The 24,220-nt window shown below is 58.5% G+C and carries 23 protein-coding genes; 17 read left to right on the forward strand and 6 right to left on the reverse strand.

All coding sequences use genetic code 11. The annotated features are described in order from the left end of the window. Positions 1–182: 182 nt before the first annotated feature. Entirely contained in the window at positions 183–1,670 is a 1,488-nt protein-coding gene (locus AACY11_RS15515; protein WP_339495172.1) for a helicase HerA-like domain-containing protein, read from the forward strand. Between the two features lie 44 nt (positions 1,671–1,714). Here AACY11_RS15515 and AACY11_RS15520 read toward each other — a convergent pair whose 3' ends face one another. After that, complete coding sequence (locus AACY11_RS15520) at positions 1,715–2,170, reverse strand: DUF721 domain-containing protein (RefSeq protein WP_339430990.1); 456 nt, start codon at positions 2,168–2,170, stop codon at positions 1,715–1,717. A 307-nt stretch (positions 2,171–2,477) separates the two neighbouring features. On the opposite strand from AACY11_RS15520, the gene secA reads away from it, so the two are divergent. The 4 genes from secA to AACY11_RS15540 all read left to right on the forward strand — a co-directional run bounded on the left by secA (position 2,478) and on the right by AACY11_RS15540 (position 8,218). Continuing rightward, positions 2,478–5,213, forward strand: coding sequence for a preprotein translocase subunit SecA (gene secA, locus AACY11_RS15525; protein WP_339430989.1), 2,736 nt, complete (start codon positions 2,478–2,480; stop codon positions 5,211–5,213). 122 nt (positions 5,214–5,335) lie between these two features. Further along, positions 5,336–6,553, forward strand: coding sequence for a bifunctional glutamate N-acetyltransferase/amino-acid acetyltransferase ArgJ (gene argJ / locus AACY11_RS15530; RefSeq protein ID WP_339430988.1), 1,218 nt, complete (start codon positions 5,336–5,338; stop codon positions 6,551–6,553). Positions 6,554–6,644: 91 nt separating this feature from the next. After that, positions 6,645–7,277, forward strand: a complete 633-nt coding sequence (locus AACY11_RS15535) for a glutathione S-transferase family protein (protein ID WP_339465242.1) — start codon at positions 6,645–6,647, stop codon at positions 7,275–7,277. After that, complete coding sequence (locus AACY11_RS15540) at positions 7,274–8,218, forward strand: Nudix family hydrolase (protein ID WP_339495173.1); 945 nt, start codon at positions 7,274–7,276, stop codon at positions 8,216–8,218. Before AACY11_RS15535 ends, AACY11_RS15540 begins: the two co-directional genes overlap by 4 nt. 118 nt (positions 8,219–8,336) lie before the next feature. Here AACY11_RS15540 and AACY11_RS15545 read toward each other — a convergent pair whose 3' ends face one another. Genes AACY11_RS15545 through AACY11_RS15555 form a run of 3 tightly spaced genes read right to left on the reverse strand, consistent with a single transcriptional unit; the run spans position 8,337 to position 11,924 of the window. After that, complete coding sequence (locus tag AACY11_RS15545; RefSeq protein WP_339465244.1) at positions 8,337–8,921, reverse strand: cob(I)yrinic acid a,c-diamide adenosyltransferase; 585 nt, start codon at positions 8,919–8,921, stop codon at positions 8,337–8,339. A 3-nt stretch (positions 8,922–8,924) separates the two neighbouring features. Beyond that, on the reverse strand, positions 8,925–10,961 hold the full coding sequence (locus AACY11_RS15550) for a sensor histidine kinase (RefSeq protein ID WP_339430984.1): 2,037 nt from the start codon (positions 10,959–10,961) through the stop codon (positions 8,925–8,927). A gap of 45 nt (positions 10,962–11,006) precedes the next feature. Continuing rightward, a complete protein-coding gene (locus AACY11_RS15555) occupies positions 11,007–11,924 on the reverse strand; it encodes a putative 2-dehydropantoate 2-reductase (RefSeq protein WP_339465246.1) in 918 nt (305 codons plus the stop codon). A gap of 140 nt (positions 11,925–12,064) precedes the next feature. Between AACY11_RS15555 and AACY11_RS15560 the strand changes: the two genes are divergently transcribed. Both AACY11_RS15560 and AACY11_RS15565 read left to right on the forward strand, forming a co-directional pair. Then, a complete protein-coding gene (locus tag AACY11_RS15560; protein ID WP_027619814.1) occupies positions 12,065–12,550 on the forward strand; it encodes a YajQ family cyclic di-GMP-binding protein in 486 nt (161 codons plus the stop codon). A 184-nt stretch (positions 12,551–12,734) separates the two neighbouring features. Beyond that, entirely contained in the window at positions 12,735–13,577 is an 843-nt protein-coding gene (locus AACY11_RS15565) for a mechanosensitive ion channel family protein (protein WP_339495175.1), read from the forward strand. Positions 13,578–13,804: 227 nt separating this feature from the next. On the opposite strand, the gene AACY11_RS15570 is transcribed toward AACY11_RS15565, so the two are convergent. After that, entirely contained in the window at positions 13,805–15,130 is a 1,326-nt protein-coding gene (locus AACY11_RS15570; protein WP_339495178.1) for an OprD family porin, read from the reverse strand. An 895-nt stretch (positions 15,131–16,025) separates the two neighbouring features. On the opposite strand from AACY11_RS15570, the gene AACY11_RS15575 reads away from it, so the two are divergent. Both AACY11_RS15575 and AACY11_RS15580 read left to right on the forward strand, forming a co-directional pair. Beyond that, positions 16,026–16,451 (forward strand): HIT family protein, encoded by a 426-nt coding sequence (locus tag AACY11_RS15575; protein ID WP_339495190.1) that lies wholly within the window; start codon positions 16,026–16,028, stop codon positions 16,449–16,451. 3 nt (positions 16,452–16,454) lie between these two features. After that, the gene (locus AACY11_RS15580; RefSeq protein ID WP_339495179.1) at positions 16,455–16,661 is read left to right on the forward strand and encodes a SlyX family protein; all 207 of its coding nucleotides are present in this window, start codon (positions 16,455–16,457) and stop codon (positions 16,659–16,661) included. A gap of 75 nt (positions 16,662–16,736) precedes the next feature. Here AACY11_RS15580 and AACY11_RS15585 read toward each other — a convergent pair whose 3' ends face one another. Next, positions 16,737–17,339 carry a cold-shock protein gene (locus AACY11_RS15585; protein ID WP_221730684.1) on the reverse strand — a complete coding sequence of 201 codons (603 nt, stop codon included), beginning with the start codon at positions 17,337–17,339 and terminating at the stop codon, positions 16,737–16,739. A 311-nt stretch (positions 17,340–17,650) separates the two neighbouring features. Here AACY11_RS15585 and AACY11_RS15590 point away from each other — a divergent pair, with 311 nt between their 5' ends. The 8 genes from AACY11_RS15590 (at position 17,651) to ruvB (ending at position 24,150) form a co-directional block, all read left to right on the forward strand. Continuing rightward, positions 17,651–18,121, forward strand: a complete 471-nt coding sequence (locus AACY11_RS15590; protein ID WP_339430978.1) for a Dps family protein — start codon at positions 17,651–17,653, stop codon at positions 18,119–18,121. A 182-nt stretch (positions 18,122–18,303) separates the two neighbouring features. Then, a complete protein-coding gene (locus AACY11_RS15595) occupies positions 18,304–18,618 on the forward strand; it encodes a ribbon-helix-helix domain-containing protein (RefSeq protein ID WP_339465273.1) in 315 nt (104 codons plus the stop codon). Between the two features lie 156 nt (positions 18,619–18,774). Then, positions 18,775–18,996, forward strand: coding sequence for an FmdB family zinc ribbon protein (locus AACY11_RS15600; protein WP_064119106.1), 222 nt, complete (start codon positions 18,775–18,777; stop codon positions 18,994–18,996). 108 nt (positions 18,997–19,104) lie between these two features. Further along, entirely contained in the window at positions 19,105–20,880 is a 1,776-nt protein-coding gene (gene aspS / locus AACY11_RS15605) for an aspartate--tRNA ligase (RefSeq protein ID WP_038366634.1), read from the forward strand. Positions 20,881–21,009: 129 nt separating this feature from the next. Beyond that, entirely contained in the window at positions 21,010–21,756 is a 747-nt protein-coding gene (locus AACY11_RS15610; protein ID WP_122589593.1) for a YebC/PmpR family DNA-binding transcriptional regulator, read from the forward strand. Between the two features lie 81 nt (positions 21,757–21,837). Beyond that, positions 21,838–22,365: a crossover junction endodeoxyribonuclease RuvC gene (gene ruvC, locus AACY11_RS15615; RefSeq protein WP_007962095.1), complete on the forward strand. Its 528-nt coding sequence runs from the start codon at positions 21,838–21,840 to the stop codon at positions 22,363–22,365. A gap of 114 nt (positions 22,366–22,479) precedes the next feature. Continuing rightward, positions 22,480–23,088, forward strand: coding sequence for a Holliday junction branch migration protein RuvA (ruvA, locus tag AACY11_RS15620; protein ID WP_123467207.1), 609 nt, complete (start codon positions 22,480–22,482; stop codon positions 23,086–23,088). After that, positions 23,089–24,150: a Holliday junction branch migration DNA helicase RuvB gene (gene ruvB, locus AACY11_RS15625; RefSeq protein WP_339495180.1), complete on the forward strand. Its 1,062-nt coding sequence runs from the start codon at positions 23,089–23,091 to the stop codon at positions 24,148–24,150. The last annotated feature ends 70 nt before the right edge of the window (positions 24,151–24,220 follow it).

Below are 24,220 nucleotides of genomic sequence, written 5' to 3' on the forward strand. Positions count from 1 at the left end.
GGGTTCCGCTAAGGTCTTAATGTCCAGGGCGTGCTTTTATAGAAACATGCGCAATGGGCAAGGATGAAAGTAAGCTGATATTTCCGTCTCTCCTTAGGGAAATGTCTGTCCTGACTTTTGGTCGGGCTCTCACCTTTCTTTATCGGCCATGCAGAATCAAAGATTAACCAACGGGTGACAAAATGCCTGACTCATCGCAACTCGTAATCGGCGCCGATCTCGCGGGGCAACCGATCGCCCAGGCCATGCGTCTGGCGAATCGACACGGGCTGGTCGCCGGCGCGACCGGTACGGGTAAAACCGTCACCTTGCAGCGTCTGGCCGAAGCCTTCAGCGACGCGGGCGTGGCGGTATTCGCTGCCGACATCAAGGGTGATCTGTGCGGCCTTGGTGCTGCCGGCACCCCCCAGGGCAAAGTCGCCGAGCGCATTGCCGGGATGCCTTGGCTCAACTACAAACCGCAGGCTTATCCGGTGACGTTGTGGGACATCCACGGCGAGTCGGGCCATCCGCTGCGCACCACGTTAAGTGAGATGGGCCCGCTGCTGATCGGCAGCCTGCTGGAACTCACCGACAGCCAGCAAGCGGCGCTGTATGCCGCGTTCAAAGTCGCGGATCGTGAGGGGCTGTTGTTGCTGGATCTGAAGGACCTGAAAGCGCTGCTCAATCACCTCAAAGACAATCCGCAAATGTTGGGAGACGACGCCGCGCTGATGACCACCGGTTCCAGTCAGGCGCTATTGCGTCGGCTGGCAACCCTGGAACAGCAGGGCGCAGAAGCCTTGTTTGGCGAGCCGGCACTGCAACTTGAAGACATCCTGCAACCGGCCGCCGATGGCCGTGGGCGCATTCATCTGCTTGACGCCAGCCGTCTGGTGCATGAGGCGCCGAAGGTCTACGCGACGTTCTTGCTGTGGCTGCTGGCCGAGTTGTTCGAACAACTGCCAGAGCGCGGTGACGCGGATAAACCGCTGCTGGCGCTGTTTTTCGATGAGGCGCATTTGTTGTTCGGCGACACACCCAAAGCCTTGCAAGAGCGCCTGGAACAGGTGGTGCGGTTGATTCGGTCCAAAGGTGTCGGTGTGTATTTCGTCACCCAATCACCGGCTGACTTGCCGGACGATGTGCTGGCGCAGCTTGGTTTGCGCATCCAGCACGGGTTGCGCGCCTTCACCACCAAAGAGCAGAAATCCCTGCGCGCAGTGGCGGACGGGTTCCGGCCCAACCCTGCGTTCAACAGTTTGTCGGTGCTGACTGAGTTGGGTATCGGCGAGGCGCTGGTCGGCACACTCGCGGACAAGGGCACGCCGCAAATGGTTGAGCGCGTGCTGGTCGCGCCGCCGCAGTCACGAATCGGGCCGTTGTCGCAAACCGAGCGCACGATGCTGATAGCCGGCTCACCGTTCAAGGGCCGGTATGACAAACCGATTGACCGGGAGTCGGCTTATGAAATTCTCATGGGACGCAAAAACCTGGCGCCGGAGCCTGAAACACCAGCGGGCAAGCCAGCAGTACCAGAGCCTAGTCTGGCCGACAGGGCAGGGGAGTTTCTTGGTACGGCGGCAGGGCAGGCGCTGAAATCGGCCATGCGCCAGGCTGCCAACAACCTGGGCAAGCAACTGGTACGCGGCCTGATGGGCTCCCTGCTCGGCGGCAGCAAACGCCGCTGATCAACCGGTGGGAGCGGGCTTGCTCGCTCCCCGTCAGATCGATGTCAGGTCTTGGCTTTGGCGTGCGCGGCAAGGCGCTCCAGCGCTGCGCGCAAACCCGGATCAGTGATCCCGTCCGCCGTCGCCTGAATCGTCGCCGCTGCATCCGTCGACAGGTCCATGGTATGCCCGCTCGCGCCACGCTGAACCGTTGGCGGTTGCACCTTGAACAGAATCCGCGTCAGGCTGGCGAACTCGTCGAACATTTGTAATTGCCGTTGCAGACGCTTTTGCTGATAACGCAGGCGTGTGGCCCAGTGGCCGTCGGTGACAATCAGCAACAGACTGCCTTCACGCCACGAAGCGACATGGCAGTGTTCGCGGGCAGCGGGTTGCAGTTGGCTTTCAAGTAGACGCTGCAAATGACCCAAACGCTGGGCATGGCCGAGGATGGCTTTGAGCGGCTTGGCTTCGCGCAGTAGAACGGCGGGTGCTCTGGCCGTAAGAGGGCGAAATGCCATGATCGAACACCTGAAGTAACAGAAGCGCCATGGTAGCAGAAAGCAGCGAGATCACTCGCCCATTGCTTTTGCCCCTGCTTTGCCCATTAAATCAACCACTAACTTCTTTTCTGCATGACTTGAAGTTGAGCAAAACGCCCCTATTTCAAGTGAGCCCCGTCAAAGCGCAGTGCCAGCATCGTGGAACATCGCCACTTTCCTCACCACCGTTTCCGGGTAGAATGCTCGTTCGCATGCGGCCATGAGGGCTGCACGGGCGACTCACGGGGCCGCCCTCCATCCCTTTAGTGTGGAAGATCCTGCCGATATGTTTGCGCCTTTGTTAAAGAAACTTTTTGGAAGCAAGAACGAGCGTGAAGTCAAACGCATGCTCAAGACGGTGCAGCTCGTCAATGCCTTCGAAGAGCAAATGGTGGCCCTTTCGGACGATCAATTGCGCGCCAAGACCGATGAGTTCAAGGCCCGCATCGCCAAAGGGGAAACCCTCGACAAGCTGTTGCCAGAAGCCTTCGCGGTCGCCCGTGAAGCCGGCAAGCGCATCATGGGCATGCGCCACTTCGACGTACAACTCGTCGGTGGCATGACCTTGCATGAAGGCAAGATCGCCGAAATGCGTACCGGTGAGGGTAAAACCCTCGTGGCTACCCTGGGTGTTTACCTCAACGCACTGTCCGGCAAGGGCGTGCACGTTGTGACCGTGAACGACTACCTGGCCCGCCGTGACGCCAACTGGATGCGTCCGCTGTATGAGTTCCTCGGCCTGACTGTCGGCGTCGTGACGCCGTTCCAGCCGCCGGAAGAAAAACGCACGGCTTACGCTGCCGACATTACTTACGGCACCAACAACGAATTCGGTTTCGACTACCTGCGCGACAACATGGCGTTCAGCATGGAAGAAAAATTCCAGCGCGAACTCAACTTTGCCGTGATCGACGAAGTCGACTCCATCCTTATCGACGAAGCGCGTACCCCGCTGATCATTTCGGGTCAGGCCGAGGACAGCTCCAAGCTGTACATCGAGATCAACAAACTGATCCCGCAGCTGGAACTGCACGTTGAAGAAGTCGAAGGCGAAGTCACCAAGGCCGGCCATTACACCGTCGATGAGAAGACCCGTCAGGTCGAACTCAACGAAGCCGGTCACCAGTTCATTGAAGACATGCTTACCCGCGTTGGCCTGCTGGCTGAAGGCGAGAGCCTGTATTCGGCACATAACCTGGGCCTGCTGACCCACGTCTATGCCGGTCTGCGTGCGCACAAGCTGTTCAATCGCAACATTGAATACATCGTGCAGGACGGCCAGGTCGTACTGGTCGACGAACACACCGGCCGTACCATGCCGGGCCGTCGTTTGTCCGAAGGCCTGCACCAGGCCATCGAAGCCAAGGAAAACCTGAATATTCAGGCCGAGAGCCAGACCCTGGCCTCGACCACGTTCCAGAACTACTTCCGTCTGTACACCAAGCTGTCCGGCATGACCGGTACCGCCGACACCGAAGCGTTCGAATTCCACCAGATCTATGGTCTGGAAGTCATGGTCATTCCGCCGAACAAACCGTTGGCGCGTAAAGACTACAACGACCTGGTATTCCTCACCGCCGAAGAGAAATACACGGCGATCGTGGCGGACATCAAGGAAAGCATGGCCGCTGGCCGTCCGGTGCTGGTGGGTACTGCCACCATCGAAACCTCCGAGCACATGTCCGCACTGCTCGTGAAGGAAGGCATCGAACACAAGGTTCTGAACGCCAAGTTCCACGAAAAAGAAGCCGAGATCATCGCGCAGGCCGGTCGTCCGGGCGCACTGACCATCGCCACCAACATGGCCGGTCGTGGTACCGACATCCTGTTGGGCGGTAACTGGGAAGTTGAAGTCGCTTCGCTGGAAAACCCGACCCCTGAGCAAATTGCCCAGATCAAGGCCGACTGGCAAAAGCGTCACCAGCAAGTGCTGGAGTCCGGCGGCTTGCAGGTCATCGCCTCCGAGCGTCACGAATCCCGCCGTATCGACAACCAGTTGCGTGGTCGTGCCGGCCGTCAGGGTGATGCCGGTTCCAGCCGCTTCTACCTGTCGCTGGAAGACAGCCTGATGCGCATCTTCGCCTCTGACCGGGTGAAGAACTTCATGAAAGCCCTGGGCATGCAGCCGGGCGAAGCGATCGAGCACCGCATGGTGACCAACGCGATCGAGAAGGCGCAGCGCAAGGTTGAAGGGCGTAACTTCGACATTCGTAAGCAACTGCTCGAGTTCGATGACGTCAACAACGAACAGCGTAAAGTGATTTATCACATGCGTAACACGTTGCTGGCCGCCGACAACATCGGTGAAACCATCGCCGATTTCCGTCAGGACGTGCTCAACGCGACCATCAGCGCCCATATTGCGCCGCAGTCCCTGCCAGAGCAGTGGGATGTGGCCGGTCTGGAAGCAGCGCTTGCCAGCGACTTCGGGGTGAAACTGCCGATCCAGCAATGGCTCGATGAAGACGATCACCTGTACGAAGAAACCCTGCGCGAGAAGCTGATGAACGAGCTGATCGCTGCGTACAACGAGAAAGAAGATCAGGCCGGTGCCGAAGCACTGCGCTCCTTCGAGAAGCAAATCGTTCTGCGCGTGCTGGACGATCTGTGGAAAGATCACCTGTCGACCATGGATCACCTGCGTCACGGCATCCACCTGCGTGGCTACGCCCAGAAGAACCCGAAGCAGGAATACAAGCGCGAGTCGTTCACGCTGTTCTCCGAGCTGCTCGATTCGATCAAGCGCGACTCGATCCGCGTGCTGTCGCACGTTCAGGTGCGCCGCGAAGATCCGGAAGCCGAAGAGCAACGCCTGCGTGAGGAAGCTGAGGCACTGGCTGCCCGCTTGCAGTTCGAACATGCCGAAGCTCCTGGTCTGGATCAACCGGACGCGTTGGGTGAAGAGGTCGATGTGGCCCTCGCCACCGCCCCGGTGCGCAACGAGCAGAAGCTGGGCCGCAACGAACTGTGCTACTGCGGTTCGGGCAAGAAATTCAAGCATTGCCACGGGCAGATCCAGTAAAACCCGTTACAACGGCTGAAATACCCGCGCCGCGACCGGCTTCTGCCGTCGCGGCGTTTTGCCATTCAAGCCACCGTCCCAACGATGGGCGGTGCTGACATCATTGAGTAAGGAGCGCATTCATGGCTGTTGGTCTTGGTCCTTTGCCAACGTTGCACCCGGTTGCCGGTTTTGAACTCGGTATCGCCTCGGCCGGCATCAAGCGCCCCGGGCGCAAAGATGTTGTGGTGATGCGCTGCGCTGAGGGTTCGACCGTGGCGGGCGTGTTCACGTTGAACGCTTTTTGTGCTGCGCCTGTGATCCTGGCGAAACAACGCGTGCAGAACGCTGTGCGCTACTTGCTGACCAACACCGGCAATGCCAACGCAGGCACCGGCGAGCCAGGCCTGGCCGCGGCTGAGCGCACTTGCGCCAGATTGGCTGAGCTGACTGGCGTCGACGCCAATCAGATTCTGCCGTACTCCACCGGTGTCATCGGCGAGCCACTGCCGGTCGAGAAAATCGAAGGTGCGCTGCAAGCCGCGCTGGATGATCTGTCGGAAAACAACTGGGAAGCGGCCGCCACCGGCATCATGACCACCGACACCCTGCCCAAGGGTGCCAGCCGCCAGTTCCAGCATGACGGCGTGACCCTCACGGTGACCGGCATCAGCAAAGGCGCAGGCATGATTCGCCCGAACATGGCGACCATGCTCGGCTACATCGCGACAGACGCCAAAGTTGCCCGCGACGTGCTGCAAAATCTGATGCTCGACGGCGCCAACAAGTCGTTCAACCGCATCACCATCGACGGCGACACCTCGACCAACGATTGCTGCATGCTGATTGCCACCGGCCAGGCGGCTCTGCCGGAAATTACCCGTGCCGAAGGCGAACTGTTTGCCAAACTCAAGCAAGCGGTGTTCGAAGTGTGCATGGACGTGGCCCAGGCCATCGTGCGTGACGGCGAAGGCGCGACCAAGTTTGTGACCGTTGAAGTCAACGGCGGCGGCAATCATCAGGAGTGTCTGGACGTCGGTTACACCGTGGCACACTCGCCGCTGATCAAGACCGCACTGTTCGCCTCCGATCCGAACTGGGGTCGCATCCTGGCCGCTGTCGGCCGTGCCGGCGTGCCGGAACTGGATGTGAGCAAGATCGACGTGTTCCTTGGTGATGTGTGCATCGCCAGCCGTGGCGCTCGTGCTGAGACCTACACTGAAGCGCAAGGCTCGGCGGTGATGCAGCAGGAAGAGATCACGATCCGTATCGAGCTGGGTCGCGGCGATTGCAGCGAAACGATCTGGACCACCGACCTGTCGCATGAATACGTGAAGATCAACGCCGAATACCGGACCTGATCCACAGGCCGGGTATGAGCTGCCCGCGAAGACGGCAGTCCAGACACCACAAGTCCCAAAGCTTTTCCTCTGACGAAAAGGCGCCAAAACCATGTCCCTGCACCTGATCATCGGCGACAAACTGCTTTCCTCATGGTCGCTACGTGCTGCGCTGGCTGTTGAGCTGACCGGCGCGCCTTACAGCGAAGAACTGATCAAACTCGGCACGCCCGACACCCGTGAGCAACTGCTCAAGCATTCACCGACGGCCAAGGTGCCGCTGCTGAAAACCGCGCGCGGTACCATCGCCGATTCGCTGGCGATTGCCGAATACCTCGCTGAGCAGTTCCCGTCCGAGTCACTCTGGCCGACTGACATCGCGGCCCGCGCCCAGGCCCGATCCGCCTGTGCACAAATGCACAGCGGCTTCTTCGCCATGCGTAACCACATGCCGTTCAACCTCAGCCACGATGCGCCGCTGAACCCGGTGCCGCCGGAGGTGAAGGTCGATATCGAACGCATGCTCGCGTTGTGGGCCGAATGCCGTGCTGTCGCCACAGAAGAAGGGCCGTACCTGTTTGGCCGCGTGAGCCTGGCCGATGCGTTCTTCGCTCCGATTGCCGTGCGTCTGCGCACCTATCAGGTGAAGCTGCCCGCGGCTGACGAAGCCTATGTTGAAACCGTCTACCAATGGCCGGCCTTCAAGGCCTGGCAGAAGGCTGGACTGGAGGAATTGAACCCGTGAAGCGTGTACACGTCGCTGCTGCCGTCATCCGTGACGACAGTGGCAAGATTCTCATTGCCCGCCGTGCCGATACCCAGCATCAGGGGGGCTTGTGGGAATTCCCCGGTGGCAAGGTCGAGGCTGGCGAATCCGTTGAAAGCGCGCTGGCCCGTGAGCTGCAGGAAGAGTTGGGTATCGTCGTTGGCGCTGCCCGGCCATTGATCAAAGTGCTCCATGACTATCCGGACAAGCAGGTGCTGCTGGATGTCTGGGAAGTCTCGAGCTTCAGCGGCGCCCCCCATGGCGCCGAAGGCCAGCCATTGGTCTGGGTGAGCGCCAAGGAACTGGCGAATTATGAGTTCCCGGCCGCCAACCAGCCGATCGTTGCGGCGGCGCGGTTACCTGCTGAGTACCTGATCACCCCGCAAGACCTGGAAACTGCGGCGTTGTTGCGCGGCATCCAGAAGGCGATTGCTGGCGGGATCAAGCTGATCCAGTTGCGCGCGCCCAATGGCTATGACCCGAAGTACCGCGATCTGGCAGTAGACGCCGCCGGTCTGTGTGCCGGTAAAGCGCAGTTGATGATCAAAGGGCCGTTCGAATGGCTCGGTGATTTCCCGTCTGCGGGTTGGCATATCACTTCTGCGCAGTTGCGCAAATACGCCGCGGCGGGTCGCCCGTTGCCGGCGCAGCGTTGGTTGGCGGCGTCTTGCCATAGCGCAGAAGAGTTGGCTCTGGCCGAGCAGATGGGGGTGGATTTCGTGACCCTGTCGCCGGTGCAGCCGACGTTGACTCACCCGGATGCGACGCCGCTGGGCTGGGAGCAGGCTTCAGCGTTGATCGAAGGTTGCAGCAAACCGGTGTTCCTGCTCGGCGGCGTTGGTCGGGCGGAGCGGGAGAAGGCTTGGGGGGTTGGTGCTCAGGGTGTGGCGGGGATTCGGGCGTTCTGGCCAGAGAGCTGAAATATGTGGTGATGCTGCTGGCCTCTTCGCGAGCAAGCCCGCTCCCACAGTTGATCGGGTTCCTTTAATTGGAATGCAATCAACTGGGGGCTTGCTCGCGAAGGCGTCCGCTCAGGCGCTACTGTCCTGAAGGTTTTGCAGCAGGCTGCCAAAGAATCTCCGCCACCCCCTGCCGCCGCGCAATCAGCCGCGCCGCGACAAACAATAAATCCGACAGCCGATTGATATATGCCAGCCCAACCCCGGCCAACGGCTCAATGGCGTTCAAATGCTGACAGCGTCGCTCGGCACTCCTGGCCAGGCTTCGGCACGCATGGGCCTGAGCGATCAGCATCGAACCGCCCGGCAGAATGAAATTCTCCAGCGGCCCCAACTCCTCATTCCACACATCAATCGCCGTTTCCAGCCGTTCGATTTCCGCTGCGTTGAGCGCCTGATATTCCGGCATTGCCAACTCGCCACCCAAGTCGAACAGTCGATGCTGACAAGGCGCCAATACCTCGATCAGTTCACTCAGGCTCGGATAGGCCTCGCGCTCGGCAATCAGGCCGGCCAGCAATACGCCGACCTGGCTGTTCAGCGTATCGACTTCGCCAATCGCCTCGATGCGTGGGTGATCCTTCGGCACGCGGCGGCCATCGCCCAGGCCGGTTTCGCCAGTGTCACCGGTGCGGGTGTAAATCTTCGACAGGCGAAAGCCCATGGGTTACCTCGATAGTTGATGGGTTTGGGCCGCAACGGGCGCAGGTTGGGCCAGCGGAAGGCGCAGGGTGAAGCAGGTGTCCTGGCCCGGCGCCGATTGCACCTCCATCTGCCCTTTGTGGTTATTGGTGATGATGAAGTACGACACCGACAACCCAAGGCCTGTGCCCTGGCCGACTTCCTTGGTGGTAAAGAACGGTTCGAAAATGCGTTTACGCACGTTCTCGCTCATGCCGATGCCGTTGTCCTCGACCTGAATCTCGGCCCACGGTGGATTGAGCCTGGTACGCAGAATGATTCGCCCCGGCTCGCTGTCGTCTTCGCGTTGGTGAATCGCTTGCGCGGCGTTTTTCAGCAGGTTGAGCAGGACTTGTTCCAGTTCGTTGGCCGTGCCTGGAACCGGGCCGAGCGCAGGGTCGAACTGACGGATGATCGCCTGTCCCTTGAAGTCAAAACCGATGGCCAGATCGAAGTCGTTGCCAGCGATTTCCACCGCTTGATCAATCAGCGCCGGCAAATCACACGGGGCCAGTTGCCGGGTGCTACGACGGCTGAAGCTGAGCATGTGGGTGACGATTTTCGCCGCCCGGGCGCCGGCCTGCTGAATGCCATCGAGCAATTTCGGGACTTCTCGGCCCTGCAGGTAGCGGTTGACCGTGTCGAGTTCAATGCCCAGCTGTTCGGCGGTTTCGAGGTTCTTCGGCAGGTCCGGCGACAGGCGCCGGCGGATGTTCTGCACGTTGTGCAGGATTGCGCCCAGCGGGTTATTGATTTCGTGGGCCATGCCTGCGGCGAGGCCGCCGACCGAGAGCATTTTCTCCGACTGCACCATCATTTCTTCCAGCGACAGGCGTTGGGTGATGTCGTCGATGCGGATCACCACGCCACGCCCGGCGCCGCCCATCAGCGGGTAGAACGTCAGGGCGTAGTGCTTGGGCTCGTCGTCCTTGAACCAGGTTACGCGCTCGATTTTCGCTACCGTGTGTTGCTCTACGGTTTCCTTGAGCTGCGGCAGAAACGGCTTGAGCGGTTCAAACGCCAGGAAGATCGGCTGGTTCAGCGCTTCGTCGAGTCGCGTGCCGGACAGGGCACTGGCTTCCTGGTTCCACTGGGTGACGTAGAGCTGCTCGTCGAGGGCGATCAGCGCCGAGGGCATGGAGTCGATGATGCTGTTGAGGTAGTTCTGGAAACCGGTGAGTTTTTTCTCGATCTTGCTGCGCACCTGGACCTCCAGTTCCAGTTTGCGGTTGGTGTGGCGGGTTTCTTCGGCCAGCCCCTGAGCTTGATCGAAAGCGGCTTGCGAGTCGTCGCGGGCGCGTTTGAGCTGCTGTTCGCGGGCTTCGATGCGCGAGAGCATGGTGTTGAACGCCTCGGCAAGACTGCCGATTTCGTCGTGGTTACCGCGCGAGGCGCGCAGGGCGTAGTTCTCTTCGCGGGTGACCTGGCGCGAGAGTTCTTCAAGTTCGTGAATCGGGCGGGTGATCAGGCGTTTGATCTGCCGGGCAATCACCAGCCAAAGCAGCACACTGAAAATCAGGATGCCGAGACTCGCGGTCAGCGTGCCGGTGTAGAACGCCATCGGCAATTCGCTGCTGGCCACCAGCAACAGATGACCGGGTGAAGTGCCAGGGCGGGGCAGGGTGATCAATTGATTGCTGCGAAACTCGGTCAGTTGCCAGGCTTCGATGTGCCGATCGTGTTCCGGCAAGTTGAGCTTGTCACCATGCTGCACTTGCGCCAGTCGTTCGCCATTGCCGTCATACAGGGCGGCGGCGCGCAATGGTGAATAGCTGTCGAGCTCCTTGAGCAGGCGTTCGGCGCTGCGCGGCGATTGCAGGGCTTCGCTGACCAGACTTGGGTTGGCAATCAGCCGGCCGATGGTCTGCAAGGCTTGCGGGGCCATGCTTTCCTGGGAGATGTAATAAGCGGCGCTGATAAAAGTCAGGTTGGCGACGAGCAAGACAGTGGTCAACAGCACCAGCAGGGCGGCCAGCAGTTTCTGGCCGACGGGCAGGTTTTCGAGGCGCTGGCGCAATGGCATCAGGTTTATCGCAGCAAGGGAACAAGTGGCCAGCGTAGCCGCTGCTCAGTCGCTGGGCAATCCGAGGCTGCGCAGATGAGCGACCAGTCGTTGTTGCAATTGGCTGAGGTGCGGCAAGTTGAGTTGATGGCGTGCGGCGACTTTGCAGGCGTGCCCCAATAGATAGCTGATCTCGGTGCGCCGCTGGTTGGCCACGTCCTGATACATCGATGAGTAATTGGCGGCGGTGGCCTGGATCACTCGTTCCACTTCCTGTTGCAGGTTGTCGGCGGCTACCGGTTGGCCGCAACGCTGAAGCAACTCCGCCAGTTCTGCGCACAACGTGGCCACTTCGCAGTGGTGCGCCTGCAAGCCGCCATTGCGGCAGTTGTGCAACACGGTCAGCGGATTGATCGCGCAGTTGAGCGCCAGCTTGCGCCACAGTCGGGTGAGGATGTCGGTGCTCCATTCATGGGGAATATTCGCTGCCTCCAGATCATCCAGCCAGATCGGCGCTACCGGGTGAGCGGCATCGCCAAGCCAGGTGTAACCGTGGCCGGCAAACACCACGCGCCAGTCGCCATCGCGGAACGCGCCTTCGGTGCTGGAGGCACTGATGCAGCGTGCTTGCGGCACTTGCGCGGCGACAGCGTCCTGGCTGCCCAGGCCGTTTTGCAGCAGGATCAATTCGGCATCCGGCGCCAGGCGCGGAGCGAGGAGGGCGACCGCGCTTTCGGCATCGTAGGCCTTGCAGGCCAACAACAGGCGACGGATTGGTTGCGGGCTGTCCGGCGTTTCGCCGGGAACTGCATAAGTCTTGGCTTGTCCTTGTTCCACGAGGGTTAATCCGCCGGCTGCCTGATAGCTGTGCAAGCGCATCGCGTCCCGCACGATCAGCCGGACCGGCAAGCCAGCGCGAGCCAGGCGCGCAGCCCAAAGAGTGCCGAGACTGCCGGCGCCAAGAACATGCCAAGGGATAGACATCAGATTTTTGCTCGATTGGTTGCAGGCATGTGCGGCTCGCCGTGTCGGTAAGAAAAGACCCGTTATAATGAGCCCGATTTTAACCGCAAGCCAAGCGCGCTCCATCCTCATCGAGCGCGCCTTTTTATTGGAGAGATTACATGCCGTCGTTCGACGTGGTATCCGAACTGGACAAACACGAACTCACCAACGCGGTCGAGAACGCCGTGAAGGAACTCGATCGTCGTTATGACCTGAAAGGCAAAGGCAGCTTCGAGTTCAAGGAAAAAGACCTGACCGTCAACCTGACCGCTGAAGCCGATTTCCAGCTGGAGGCGATGATCGAGATCCTCAAACTGGCCTTGGTCAAGCGCAAGATCGATGTGCAGTGTCTTGAGGTCAAGGACGCTTACGCATCGGGCAAGCTGATGAAACAGGATGCCGTGCTCAAGGAAGGTATCGACAAGGAACTGGCGAAGAAGATCGTCGGCCACATCAAGGACGCCAAGCTCAAGGTACAGGCCGCCATTCAGGGCGAGCAGGTGCGCGTTACCGGCAAGAAGCGTGATGACCTGCAAGAAGCCATCGCGGCCCTGCGTGCCAAGGAGTTCGGCATGCCGCTGCAGTTCAACAACTTCCGCGACTAAGCGCTATCCGCACAATCTGTGGGAGTGGGCTTGCTCACGAACGCGGTGTGTCATTGAGCAATAAGGTTCACTGAGACACCGCTTTCACGGGCAAACCCTCTCTCGCTCGGATTTATTTTCCCCGGCGGATTTTTGCGCTACTTATTCTTTGCGTGCCGCGTAGCCGGAAATCAGGAGATAGAACATGGATTTGAATGCTGAAGTGGATAACCTGGTCAAGGCATCCCAAGCGTGGATCCCGATGATCATGGAATACGGCAGCCGCGTGCTACTGGCAGTGATCACGTTGGCCATCGGCTGGTGGCTGATCAACAAGGTCACGCGCAAGCTCGGTGGCTTATTGGCTCTGCGTAACGCCGACCTGGCGCTGCAAGGTTTTATCAGTACGCTGGCCAATGTCATTCTCAAAGTGCTGCTGATCGTCAGCGTCGCTTCGATGATCGGTGTGGAAACCACCTCGTTTGTTGCAGCCATCGGTGCTGCCGGCCTGGCCATCGGTCTGGCATTGCAGGGCAGCCTGGCTAACTTTGCTGGCGGCGTGCTGATTCTGCTGTTCCGTCCGTTCCGTATCGGTGACTGGATCGAGGCGCAAGGCGTGTCGGGTACGGTCGACAGCATCCAGATTTTCCACACCGTGCTGCGGACCGGCGACAACAAAACCATCATCCTGCCGAACGGCAACCTCTCGAACGGCATCATTACCAACACCAACCGTCAGCCAACCCGTAAGGTTGTGTTCGATGTGGGTGTGGATTACGAAGCCGATCTGCAGCAGGCGCGTCAGGTGCTGCTGGATCTGGCCAAGGATGAGCGTGTTCTGCAAGATCCAGCGCCACAGGCGGTGATTTCGACCTTGGGCGACAGTTCGATCACGGTTTCCCTGCGAGCGTGGGTTAAAACCGCGGATTACTGGGATGTGATGTTCATGTTTAACGAACAATCACGGGATCGCTTGAAGGCTGCAGGGATTGATATTCCGTTTCCACAGCGAGTCATTCGTGTGGTTCAGGAAACGGCTGCACAATAACTCTATTGATAACTGATCTTGCGGTCAGTTAATTAACACCAAACCCGAGAGATGTTCACACTCTTGGGTTTTTTGTGCTTGAAGTTAAAGTTCGCTGGCTAATAGATAGTTGGCTAATATTTTATTTTGAGTTCAAGTTACTCCGCGCATAAAAAAACCGCCCACCTGAGTCAGGTGGGCGGTTTTTTTAGAGCAGGGCTCTGTAGTACTTTAGCTGTGCATCCCTATTAGAGGATGTTCAGTGGGTACTCAACGATCAGACGGGTGTCGTTGTTGTCAGAAGCGTAGCCGCTGTATGCACCGTTGGAGCGATACATAGCATAACGCAGACGGAACGACAGGTCTTTGGCCGGGCCTTCCTGGATCACGTACTTGGACTCGGCGTTCCACTCGTTTTCTTTGCCTTCACCCAGACCGTTGGTCTTGATGTTGTCACCCATCACGTAACGGGTCATGAAGCTCAGGCCCGGTACGCCGTAAGTTTTCATGTTCAGGTCGTAGCGAGCCTGCCAGGATTTCTCTTCGCGGCCCACGAAGTCGGAGATCTGGATGGAGTTGGCTACGAAGATGGTGCTGTTACCGTCAACGCCGTAGTAGTAAGCGTTGTCGCCGCTCGACTGCTGGTAGGCAACGGTGAACTTGTGAGCGCCCAGGCTGTAAGCAGCTGCCAGGGACCACAGGTTGTTGTCAACGCCAGTGGTGCCGTCGCCGATGGCATCGACTTGGTCGCCGCGTTTCTCGCCTTTGGTGTGATAACCGTTCAGGTCGAAGTTCAACGACTGATCGTCGTTGATCGGCAGGGTATAGTTGGCGTTGACGTAGTACTTCTTGAAGTAATCATCAGCGTCGGATGCAGCCAGTGCAGCGGTGAAGTTATCGGTGAACGCGTAGCTGGCACCGAAGATGTTGATGTTGGTCAGGCCTTTGCCGCCATTGCCGTTCTCATCAGGCAGACCGCCGACGCTGTCACGGCCCATGCCGGTTTGCTTGCTCAGCGCGGTGAAGCGACCTGCGCTCAGTTCCAGACCTTTGATCTCTTTGGAAGTGATCAGGGTACCGGTCGCGACTTCTGGAATCAGACGGCTGTCGTCAGTGGCGAAAACCGGGCTGGCAACGAATTGCTGACCGTATTTCAGAACAGTGTCGGATACGCGGAACTTAACTGCGCCACCGATTTTACCTTGGGATTTTTCCGGGTTGCCGTCGCTGTCGTTGGCGAACAGGCCGTTACCGCGGTGGCCCGAGCCGCCGTCGAGTTTGACTGAACCCATGGCCATGGCGTCGAGACCGAAGCCTACGGTGCCCTGAGTGAAGCCCGATTCATAAGTCAGCAGTTGGCTGACACCTGTGTCCTGACGATAGCCAGCAGTGCCCGAAGAGCTATTGCCTGCACCGTTTTTGAAGTCACGGTTCATGTATTCCATACGAGTCTTCAGTTTCAGACTCTGGTCTTCCAGGAAACCTTTGGATTCCTCTTGGGAAGACGCCATTGCGAACTGCGAGGTGCCTGCTGCAACAGCCAGGGCGATCATGCTCCACTTCATCACGCGCATCGTGATTTGCTCCTTTGGTTTTTAGAAGAGTACTGCCGTCCCACCTGTTTTATTATCTGGGCGGCTCTTTCTTTTTGTGTCGGCGCAAACTTATATCACGCTGACAATGTTGGCGATACTTGCGAGTCCAACCTTTCACCTTCTTTACGACTCTGTCGCAGATGGCTGGGTAGATGTCGCAAATTCACAGTACCGATGCAATCGGACCGACAACTTTTCGCTGTTTTTCTAGCCTTTTGCATCGCTAAAAAAGAGTCCCTGGCAAAACACTTGAATCTCCATCGGGCAGCCTTGCCACTGTTTTTGTTGGTCTTAAGGCTCCCACGTCCCGTGGTGCGCTTAGAGTCCATATGAGTACGAATGCAACAAGCGTGCACAAACCGCAATTTCGGTGTGGCTTTTTTTCTGAACGCCTGTTTTTACCTGTAAAAGCCTCATAAATACTGGGCGAAAAGCCCCTCGGTTCTCAGGGCTTGACGCGATTGTTCTTATGGTGTTGCCGTGCCGTTGCAAGCGCGTGACAACCAAAAACGTTACCGGTTCACCCCACAGGTGAGTATTTGGCGGATGCCTTGCGCATTGAGCGTAGACGCATTGTGCGGTTTTGGTGCAAAAAATTTTACGGCTGTACCAGATTCATACCGTTCGGGTTGAGGTTGGTCTCAAGTGTTTCAGGGTTTTCGGTCATTTTCGTGTGCTGCTCTTCAATCCGGGGCCCGCGTTGGTGCAGGGTGTCGATAAATGTCCCATCTCGGGGCGTTCGGAGAATGCCCAACGGCATTGCCGTCGTGAAGGCGGGCGCATTCGCAGGTATGCTGCCTGTCTGTCGCTTGGCGCGCCGCCCTCGGGCGAGGCCGCTAAGCTCAATTATGTAGATCAGCCGGGAGTGCGCGCAGTGTTTGCTTTAGATTCACGACTACAACAGGACACCCTTGCCATCGGCGACTTCCCGCTCTGCCGGCTGCTGCTGTCCAACGACGCCAGCTACCCGTGGTTCATCCTGGTACCTCGTCGTGACGATATCAGTGAGTTGTTTCAGTTGGATGTCGCCGATCAACAGCAAATGTGGTTGGAAACCACCGCATTGGCCGAGTTGCTCAAAGACTTGTTCGATGCCGATAAAATGAATGTCGCAGCGTTGGGTAACGTGGTCAGCCAGTTGCACATGCATGTGATAGTGCGAAAACGCGATGACGCCGCCTGGCCAGCGCCTGTGTGGGGCAAGCACCCGGCCAAGCCTTATGGCAGCGAAGAGGTGGCCGCTATTCGCGATCGATTGCGTGTCGTGCTGACCGATGATTTCACCTTTGTGGAGGGCTGAGTCATGAGTCTGGAACAACGCGTTAACGATCTGGAAAGCCGTTTGGCGTTTCAGGATGACACCATTCAGGCCTTGAACGATGTGCTGGTGGCGCAGCAACGGGTGGTCGAGCGCCTGCAATTGCAAATGGCCGCACTGCTCAAGCGTCAGGAAGAAATGGTCGGGCAGTTCGAATCCTTTGATGAAGAGGCGCCACCCCCGCACTATTGAGCCACAGCACTGTTTTGTGCAGGCATAAAAAAACCGCGAACAGTCTGGCTGTTCGCGGTTTTTTATTGCCTGGGATCAGCGACGCGGCAAAGCCGCGATCACGTCCTCGGCTTGCAGGCCCTTGTCCCGGTTCATCACCGAGAACTCTACACGCTGGCCTTCGACCAGAACGCGGTGGCCTTCGCCACGGATCGCGCGAAAGTGCACGAAAATATCATCACCGGAATCCCGGGAGATAAAGCCGAAGCCCTTGGACGTGTTGAACCACTTGACGGTGCCGGTATCGCGGTTGGTCATGTCGTAGCTGGTTGGCGCGGCGGCAGGTGAAGATCTATAGAAGCTGACGGCCAGGTGCAGGATTACGGCTGTCAGGGCAATTACCAGGCTGAACAACACCGCTGGTTGGCCGGCGATGACGGGCATCGGCGCGATCAGGGTCAAGGTTTGCAGGACGACAGTCAGCACCAGAAGCGCGCTGACCAGGTTTTGCAGATGCTGGCGCGGGCCTTTGTTCCAGTAAGGAATCACTGGAGCAATCACCAGGTTCAGCAGGCCGAAAAAGGCCAGGTAAAGTGCATCGGGTTGTTGCAGGTAAGGAACGGCTTCGGATTTCAGGCTAGGTATGAACGACAGCAGCAATGCCGCTGCGCCCATCAGCAGGTGGACGATTTTCAACATTTTGAATGGCTCACTTTATAACGGCTCACAAGGAAGAGCTGAAGATGCACGGTTCGCTTCGGGACAAAATAAGAGGCGGTGGACACGTACACGGCATCAGCCTATGCGCGAAACCCCGAAAAACGGGGCGTAGCGACACACTGCCTATTTAACAGCAAAGCCTGCTGCTACTCAAATCAGCCCGGCCAGCGGCACAGCGCCGGTCTTTTTGTCGCAGCCTGTTCAGGTTTTCGAGGCTGCGGGCTGGCGACAGCCTTGCTAGAGTGGGCCTGCACCTGTTGGATGAATTCAATCGCCGTTAGGGGGTAAACATGGCAATCGATATCGGTATCAGTGAAGAGGATCGCAAGTCCATCGTCGAGGGGCTGTCGCGTCTGCTGTCGGACACCTACGTGCTGTATCTGAAAACCCATAACTTCCACTGGAACGTCACAGGCCCGATGTTTCGTACGCTGCATTTGATGTTCGAAGAGCAGTACAACGAACTGGCGCTGGCCGTGGATCTGATCGCCGAACGCATTCGCGCGCTGGGCTTTCCGGCACCGGGCGCCTATGCCACTTACGCACGTCTGTCCTCTATCAAGGAAGAGGTGGGCGTACCGAGCGCTGAAGACATGATCAAGCAACTGGTCGATGGGCAGGAAGCCGTGACCCGCACCGCGCGCGGCATCTTCCCGTTGCTCGACAAGGTCAGTGATGAGCCGACTGCCGACCTGTTGACCCAGCGCATGCAGGTTCACGAGAAAACCGCATGGATGCTGCGCGCTTTGCTCCAAGCATAACCCTGGCATGCGAGCAGGTCTGCGGACTGCTCGCGTGCTGTCCGGATTCGTACCTGTGTCGTTGGCTTATCCTACGGTGATGGTCACCAAGTCATCTGGATATAACTTTGCGTCTGCGCTTTTATGAAGTCACAGGATGTGGCTTTGAAAACAAGCAGAGATGGCAAAGGAGTGTCACCGATATGGTAGAAGGAGACAGGCGGGGCGACAGGATTGTCGGCTTGCCACATGAGTTGAAAGTCGATCCGTTCGTCAACGAATTCGACATGTCATTGATTCAGCCGTTGTCCCGATCCGTGCGTTTGAACGGATACGCGACATGCCTGCGACTTGAGCAGGTTTACTGGAATATCCTCGGCGATATGGCCGCAGATAATTGTTGTTCGATCAGTTCGCTGTTGTCCCACGTTGATCGTGAGGTGCATCTGCGTCATGGCGGCGTGAAAAATTTCAGCGCTCTGGTGCGAGTGGTGTGCGTCATGAACGGGGTCAAGTAAGCCACACCGGTCAATTCGCTTTGACACAGTGGTTGCAAACGAGGTCGCGGCCTGTGCAGTCTTACGGCTGCACAGGCCGCATTTAATGGATATAATCCCGCTCTTTCGCCGCAAAGCCCTGCGCGCGGTGGCAATCTGATCGCCGAGACACCCCCCATGCCGATGTACGATTACCAATGCGCTTCCTGTGGTCATCAGTTGGAAGCCATTCAAAAGATCAGCGAGGCACCGCTGGTCGACTGCCCTGCCTGCCAGGCGCCAGAGCTCAAGAAGCAGCTGTCCATGCCCGGCTTTCGCCTTAGCGGCAGCGGTTGGTACGAAACCGATTTCAAGACCGGAACCAAGAAGAATCTGGCCGGTGGCGACAAATCTGACTAGGGTTCAAACCCCGGTCGAACGACACGCGTGAGTTTCCGTCAGTCGCACAATGCTTGAGTGCGGCGGGATCTCCACCGAATTTCGAATTACGAGAAGCGAACCACTACCATGATGCGCAGCCACTATTGCGGCCAACTGAACGAAAGCCTGGAAGGCCAGGAAATTACCCTTTGCGGATGGGTTCACCGTCGTCGCGACCACGGCGGGGTGATTTTCCTCGATATCCGTGATCGTGATGGTCTGGCTCAGGTGGTATTCGACCCGGATCGCGCCGAGAGCTTCGCCGCCGCCGATCGCGTGCGCAGCGAATACGTCGTCAAAATCACCGGTAAGGTTCGCCTGCGTCCGGCCGGTGCCACCAACGCCAACATGGCGTCGGGCATGATCGAAGTCCTGGGCTACGAGCTGGAAGTGCTGAATGAGTCGGAAACCCCGCCGTTCCCGCTGAACGAGTTCTCTGACGTTGGCGAAGAAACCCGCCTGCGCTATCGCTTCCTCGACCTGCGTCGCCCGGAAATGGCCGAGAAGCTGCGTCTGCGTTCGCGTATGACCACCAGCATCCGTCGCTTCCTCGACGAAAACGGCTTCCTCGACGTCGAAACACCGATCCTGACCCGTGCTACTCCGGAAGGCGCGCGTGACTATCTGGTGCCGAGCCGTACCCATGCCGGTTCGTTCTTTGCCCTGCCGCAATCGCCGCAACTGTTCAAGCAACTGCTGATGGTGGCCGGCTTCGACCGTTACTACCAGATCGCCAAGTGCTTCCGTGACGAAGACTTGCGCGCTGACCGTCAACCGGAATTCACTCAGATCGACATCGAGACCAGCTTCCTCGATGAAAAAGAGATCATGGGCCTGACCGAAGAAATGATCCGCAATCTGTTCAAGGAAGTGCTGGGTCTGGAGTTCGGCGATTTCCCGCACATGACTTTCGAAGAGGCCATGCGTCGTTACGGTTCCGATAAGCCAGACCTGCGTAACCCGCTGGAACTGGTCGACGTTGCCGATCAGTTGAAAGAAGTCGATTTCAAGGTGTTCAGCGGCCCGGCCAACGATCCGAAATGCCGTATCGCTGCGTTGCGCGTTCCAGGCGGGGCGAGCATGCCGCGCAAGCAGATCGACGATTACACCAAGTTCGTCGGCATCTACGGTGCCAAGGGCCTGGCGTACATCAAGGTCAACGAGCGCGCTGCTGGTGTTGAAGGTCTGCAATCGCCGATCGTAAAAAACATCCCGGAAGACAAGCTGAACGTGATCCTCGATCGCGTTGGCGCAGTCGATGGCGACATCGTGTTCTTCGGCGCCGACAAGGCCAAGATCGTCAGCGAAGCGCTGGGTGCACTGCGCATCAAGCTCGGTCACGACCTGAAGCTGCTGACCTGCGAGTGGGCGCCAATGTGGGTCGTCGACTTCCCGATGTTCGAAGAAAACGACGATGGCAGCTTCTCCGCGCTGCACCACCCGTTCACCGCGCCGAAGTGCACGCCGCAAGAGCTGGAAGCCAACCCGGCTGGCGCTCTGTCGCGTGCGTACGACATGGTGCTGAACGGCACCGAACTGGGTGGCGGTTCGATCCGTATCCACCGCAAGGAAATGCAGCAGTCGGTATTCCGTCTGTTGGGTATCGATGAAGCGGAACAGGAAGAGAAGTTTGGCTTCCTGCTCGACGCGCTGAAATACGGTGCGCCGCCGCACGGTGGTCTGGCCTTCGGTCTGGACCGTCTGGTGATGCTGATGACCGGCGCCCAGTCGATCCGTGAAGTGATCGCCTTCCCGAAAACCCAGAGTGCTGCCGACGTGATGACGCAAGCACCGGGTGTGGTGGATGCCAAGGCACTGCGCGAACTGCACATTCGTTTGCGTGAAACGCCAAAGGCTGAGTAAGACGGGCCTGAAGGCGCATCTTCGGATGCGCCTTTTTTCTTTCTGTAGAAAGCAGGTCGAGATTTTTTTGTTTGCTGGCTGCGCGACATGCGCGGCGGGCGACGTTTCAAAGAGAATTCGGAGCGAGTTATGGCAGGTCATTCCAAGTGGGCGAACATCAAGCACCGCAAAGAACGTCAGGATGCCAAGAGAGGCAAGATTTTCACCAAGTGGATCCGCGAGCTGACCGTTGCGGCCCGTCAGGGCGGCGGTGATCCGGGTTCCAACCCGCGTCTGCGTCTGGCCCTGGACAAGGCGCTGAGCGCGAACATGAGCCGCGACATCATCGATCGTGCCGTTGCGCGTGGCGCCGGTGCGACCGAAGCGGACAACGTCGAAGAGCTGACCTACGAAGGTTACGGCCCTGGCGGCGTGGCGGTGATGGTTGAATGCATGACCGACAACCGCAATCGCACAGCAGCAGCGGTACGCCATGCGTTCAGCAAATGTGGCGGTAACCTCGGTACTGACGGTTCGGTGGCGTACCTGTTCGAACGCAAGGGGCAGATCAGCTTCGCGCCGGGCGTTGACGAAGACGCGTTGACCGAGGCGGCTCTGGAAGCCGATGCCGACGACGTGGTCACCCACGAAGACGGATCGATCGACGTTTTCACCTCGTTCACCAGCTTCTACGCCGTACGAAACGCGCTGGAAGCGGCCGGGTTCAAGGGTGATGACGCGGAAATCGTCATGCAGCCGACCACCAGCGCCGAACTGGATCTGGATGGCGCGGAAAAGGTGCTCAAGCTGATCGACATGCTTGAAGACCTGGATGACGTGCAGAACGTCTATTCCAACGCGGACATCCCGGAAGACGTGGCCGCTCAGCTCGGTTAAGAGCGACCAGCCTTGAATGTGGGAGCGGGCTTGGTTATTCGTCGTTTTGAAATTCGTGTTTTCACCGAATCTGCAGGCGTTATGACTTTAATTCTTGGTATCGACCCCGGTTCGCGTATCACCGGTTACGGCATTGTTCGCGATACCGGACGCGGCGGCTGCATTTATGTGGCCTCGGGTTGCATTCGCACCGGTGCTGGCGAATTGCATGAGCGTCTGCAAATCGTCTATCGCGGTGTGCGTGAAATCATTCAGACCTACGGCCCGGTCACCATGGGCATCGAAAAGGTGTTCATGGCGAAAAACGCCGATTCGGCGCTGAAGTTGGGACAGGCCCGTGGAGCCGCGATTGTCGCCGGCGCGGAAGAATGTCTGGAGATTGCCGAATACACGGCGACCCAGGTCAAACAGGCCGTAGTCGGCACTGGCGCGGCGAATAAAGAGCAGGTGCAGATGATGGTCATGCACATGCTAAAGCTGACCAGCAAACCGCAAATCGATGCATCCGATGCCCTGGCGATTGCCATTTGTCACGCGCACACCCGCTCCAGCCTGTTGCCGCATGGCCTGGGAACAGCACGCAGTCGTGGCGGGCGCCTGCGTCTCTGATAGCATCAGCATCAAATTTACGGAGCGAAAGGTTTGGCGCCTGTGTTGTCGGCCCGACGTCTTCGCTCTGACTGTCGCCAGCCAACGGCTGGCCAACGCTCAAGGATCTGAAACGTGATTGGACGCTTGCGCGGCACCCTGGCTGAGAAACAGCCGCCGCACCTGATTCTGGATGTAAACGGCCTCGGGTATGAGCTGGAAGTGCCCATGACCACCCTTTACCGCCTGCCGTCGGTCGGTGAGCCGCTGACCCTGCACACCCATTTGGTCGTACGTGAAGATGCGCAGTTACTCTATGGTTTTGCCGGCAAGCGTGAGCGAGACTTTTTTCGCGAGTTGATCCGTCTCAATGGTGTCGGGCCAAAACTGGCGCTGGCATTGATGTCGAGTCTGGAAGTCGATGAATTGATCCGCTGCGTGCAGTCCCAGGACACTTCGGCGCTGACCAAGGTGCCCGGCGTCGGCAAGAAAACCGCCGAGCGTTTGTTGGTCGAACTGAAAGATCGCTTCAAGGCCTGGGAAACCTCGCCGGCCATGTTTGCCCTGGTGCCGAACCAGCCGGATGGCCCGGCGCCGGTCAATACCGCCGAAAACGATGCGGTCAGCGCACTGATTTCCCTGGGTTACAAGCCGCAGGAAGCCAGCAAGGCCATTTCCGCGATCAAGGACAAGAATCTGAGCAGTGAAGACATGATCCGCCGCGCCCTGAAGGGAATGATTTAAGTGATTGAAGCTGATCGTCTGATCGCTGCCGCGCATAGCCCGCGTGAGCGCGAAGAAGTCCAGGATCGGGCCATTCGTCCGGTCAGCCTGGCTGACTACATTGGCCAACCGACCGTGCGCGAGCAGATGGAACTGTTCATCCAGGCTGCCCGTGGCCGTAGTGAATCGCTCGACCACACGCTGATTTTCGGTCCGCCGGGTCTGGGTAAAACCACGCTGGCCAACATCATTGCCCAGGAAATGGGCGTGTCGATCAAGAGCACTTCGGGCCCGGTGCTTGAGCGCCCCGGTGATCTGGCCGCGTTGTTGACCAATCTTGAACCGCACGATGTGCTGTTCATCGACGAAATCCATCGCCTGTCGCCCATTGTCGAAGAAGTGCTGTACCCGGCAATGGAAGATTTCCAGATCGACATCATGATCGGTGAAGGGCCGGCGGCCCGTTCGATCAAGCTCGACCTGCCGCCGTTTACCTTGGTCGGTGCGACCACCCGCGCCGGCATGCTGACCAACCCGCTGCGGGACCGCTTTGGTATCGTCCAGCGCCTTGAGTTCTACAGCACGGCGGATCTGTCGACGATTGTCAGTCGTTCGGCGAATATCCTCGGCCTGCCGCTGGATCCGGAAGGCGCCTTCGAAATTGCTCGTCGTGCCCGTGGTACGCCACGCATTGCCAACCGCCTGCTGCGCCGGGTGCGCGATTTTGCTGAAGTGCGGGCCAAGGGGCATATCACCAAATCGGTTGCCGATCTGGCGCTGAACCTGCTGGATGTCGACGAACACGGTTTCGATCATCAGGACCGGCGTTTGCTGTTGACCATGATCGAGAAGTTCGATGGCGGTCCGGTCGGGATCGACAGCCTCGCGGCAGCGATCAGCGAGGAGCGCCACACCATTGAAGATGTGCTGGAACCGTACCTGATTCAGCAGGGCTACATCATGCGCACACCGCGGGGCAGGGTAGTGACGCGCCATGCGTACCTGCATTTCGGTTTAAATGTTCCGTCACGAATGGGTGAGATGCCCGTGGTAGACGAGTTTCTCGATGCCGTGGACGATTAATACACATTTGTTGTCGATTTATTCAGGGTTTGTACTGTCAGAGGACGGTACTTTTACGGTAAAGCCTTTG

Source organism: Pseudomonas sp. RA_105y_Pfl2_P56, assembly GCF_963970845.1.
GTDB lineage: Bacteria > Pseudomonadota > Gammaproteobacteria > Pseudomonadales > Pseudomonadaceae > Aquipseudomonas > Aquipseudomonas baetica_A.

Coding starts and splice junctions, on each gene's coding strand:
- AACY11_RS15585 (WP_221730684.1), bottom strand. CDS start 17,339: ATGTTGAAAATCGTCCACCTGCTGATGGGCGCAGCGGCATTGCTGCTG.
- AACY11_RS15595 (WP_339465273.1), top strand. CDS start 18,304: ATGGTAGAAGGAGACAGGCGGGGCGACAGGATTGTCGGCTTGCCACAT.
- AACY11_RS15610 (WP_122589593.1), top strand. CDS start 21,010: ATGGCAGGTCATTCCAAGTGGGCGAACATCAAGCACCGCAAAGAACGT.
- AACY11_RS15520 (WP_339430990.1), bottom strand. CDS start 2,170: ATGGCATTTCGCCCTCTTACGGCCAGAGCACCCGCCGTTCTACTGCGC.
- AACY11_RS15560 (WP_027619814.1), top strand. CDS start 12,065: ATGCCGTCGTTCGACGTGGTATCCGAACTGGACAAACACGAACTCACC.
- aspS (WP_038366634.1), top strand. CDS start 19,105: ATGATGCGCAGCCACTATTGCGGCCAACTGAACGAAAGCCTGGAAGGC.
- AACY11_RS15555 (WP_339465246.1), bottom strand. CDS start 11,924: ATGTCTATCCCTTGGCATGTTCTTGGCGCCGGCAGTCTCGGCACTCTT.
- AACY11_RS15535 (WP_339465242.1), top strand. CDS start 6,645: ATGTCCCTGCACCTGATCATCGGCGACAAACTGCTTTCCTCATGGTCG.
- AACY11_RS15550 (WP_339430984.1), bottom strand. CDS start 10,961: ATGCCATTGCGCCAGCGCCTCGAAAACCTGCCCGTCGGCCAGAAACTG.
- AACY11_RS15545 (WP_339465244.1), bottom strand. CDS start 8,921: ATGGGCTTTCGCCTGTCGAAGATTTACACCCGCACCGGTGACACTGGC.
- AACY11_RS15570 (WP_339495178.1), bottom strand. CDS start 15,130: ATGCGCGTGATGAAGTGGAGCATGATCGCCCTGGCTGTTGCAGCAGGC.
- AACY11_RS15580 (WP_339495179.1), top strand. CDS start 16,455: ATGAGTCTGGAACAACGCGTTAACGATCTGGAAAGCCGTTTGGCGTTT.
- AACY11_RS15600 (WP_064119106.1), top strand. CDS start 18,775: ATGCCGATGTACGATTACCAATGCGCTTCCTGTGGTCATCAGTTGGAA.
- AACY11_RS15565 (WP_339495175.1), top strand. CDS start 12,735: ATGGATTTGAATGCTGAAGTGGATAACCTGGTCAAGGCATCCCAAGCG.
- argJ (WP_339430988.1), top strand. CDS start 5,336: ATGGCTGTTGGTCTTGGTCCTTTGCCAACGTTGCACCCGGTTGCCGGT.
- ruvC (WP_007962095.1), top strand. CDS start 21,838: ATGACTTTAATTCTTGGTATCGACCCCGGTTCGCGTATCACCGGTTAC.
- AACY11_RS15515 (WP_339495172.1), top strand. CDS start 183: ATGCCTGACTCATCGCAACTCGTAATCGGCGCCGATCTCGCGGGGCAA.
- secA (WP_339430989.1), top strand. CDS start 2,478: ATGTTTGCGCCTTTGTTAAAGAAACTTTTTGGAAGCAAGAACGAGCGT.
- AACY11_RS15590 (WP_339430978.1), top strand. CDS start 17,651: ATGGCAATCGATATCGGTATCAGTGAAGAGGATCGCAAGTCCATCGTC.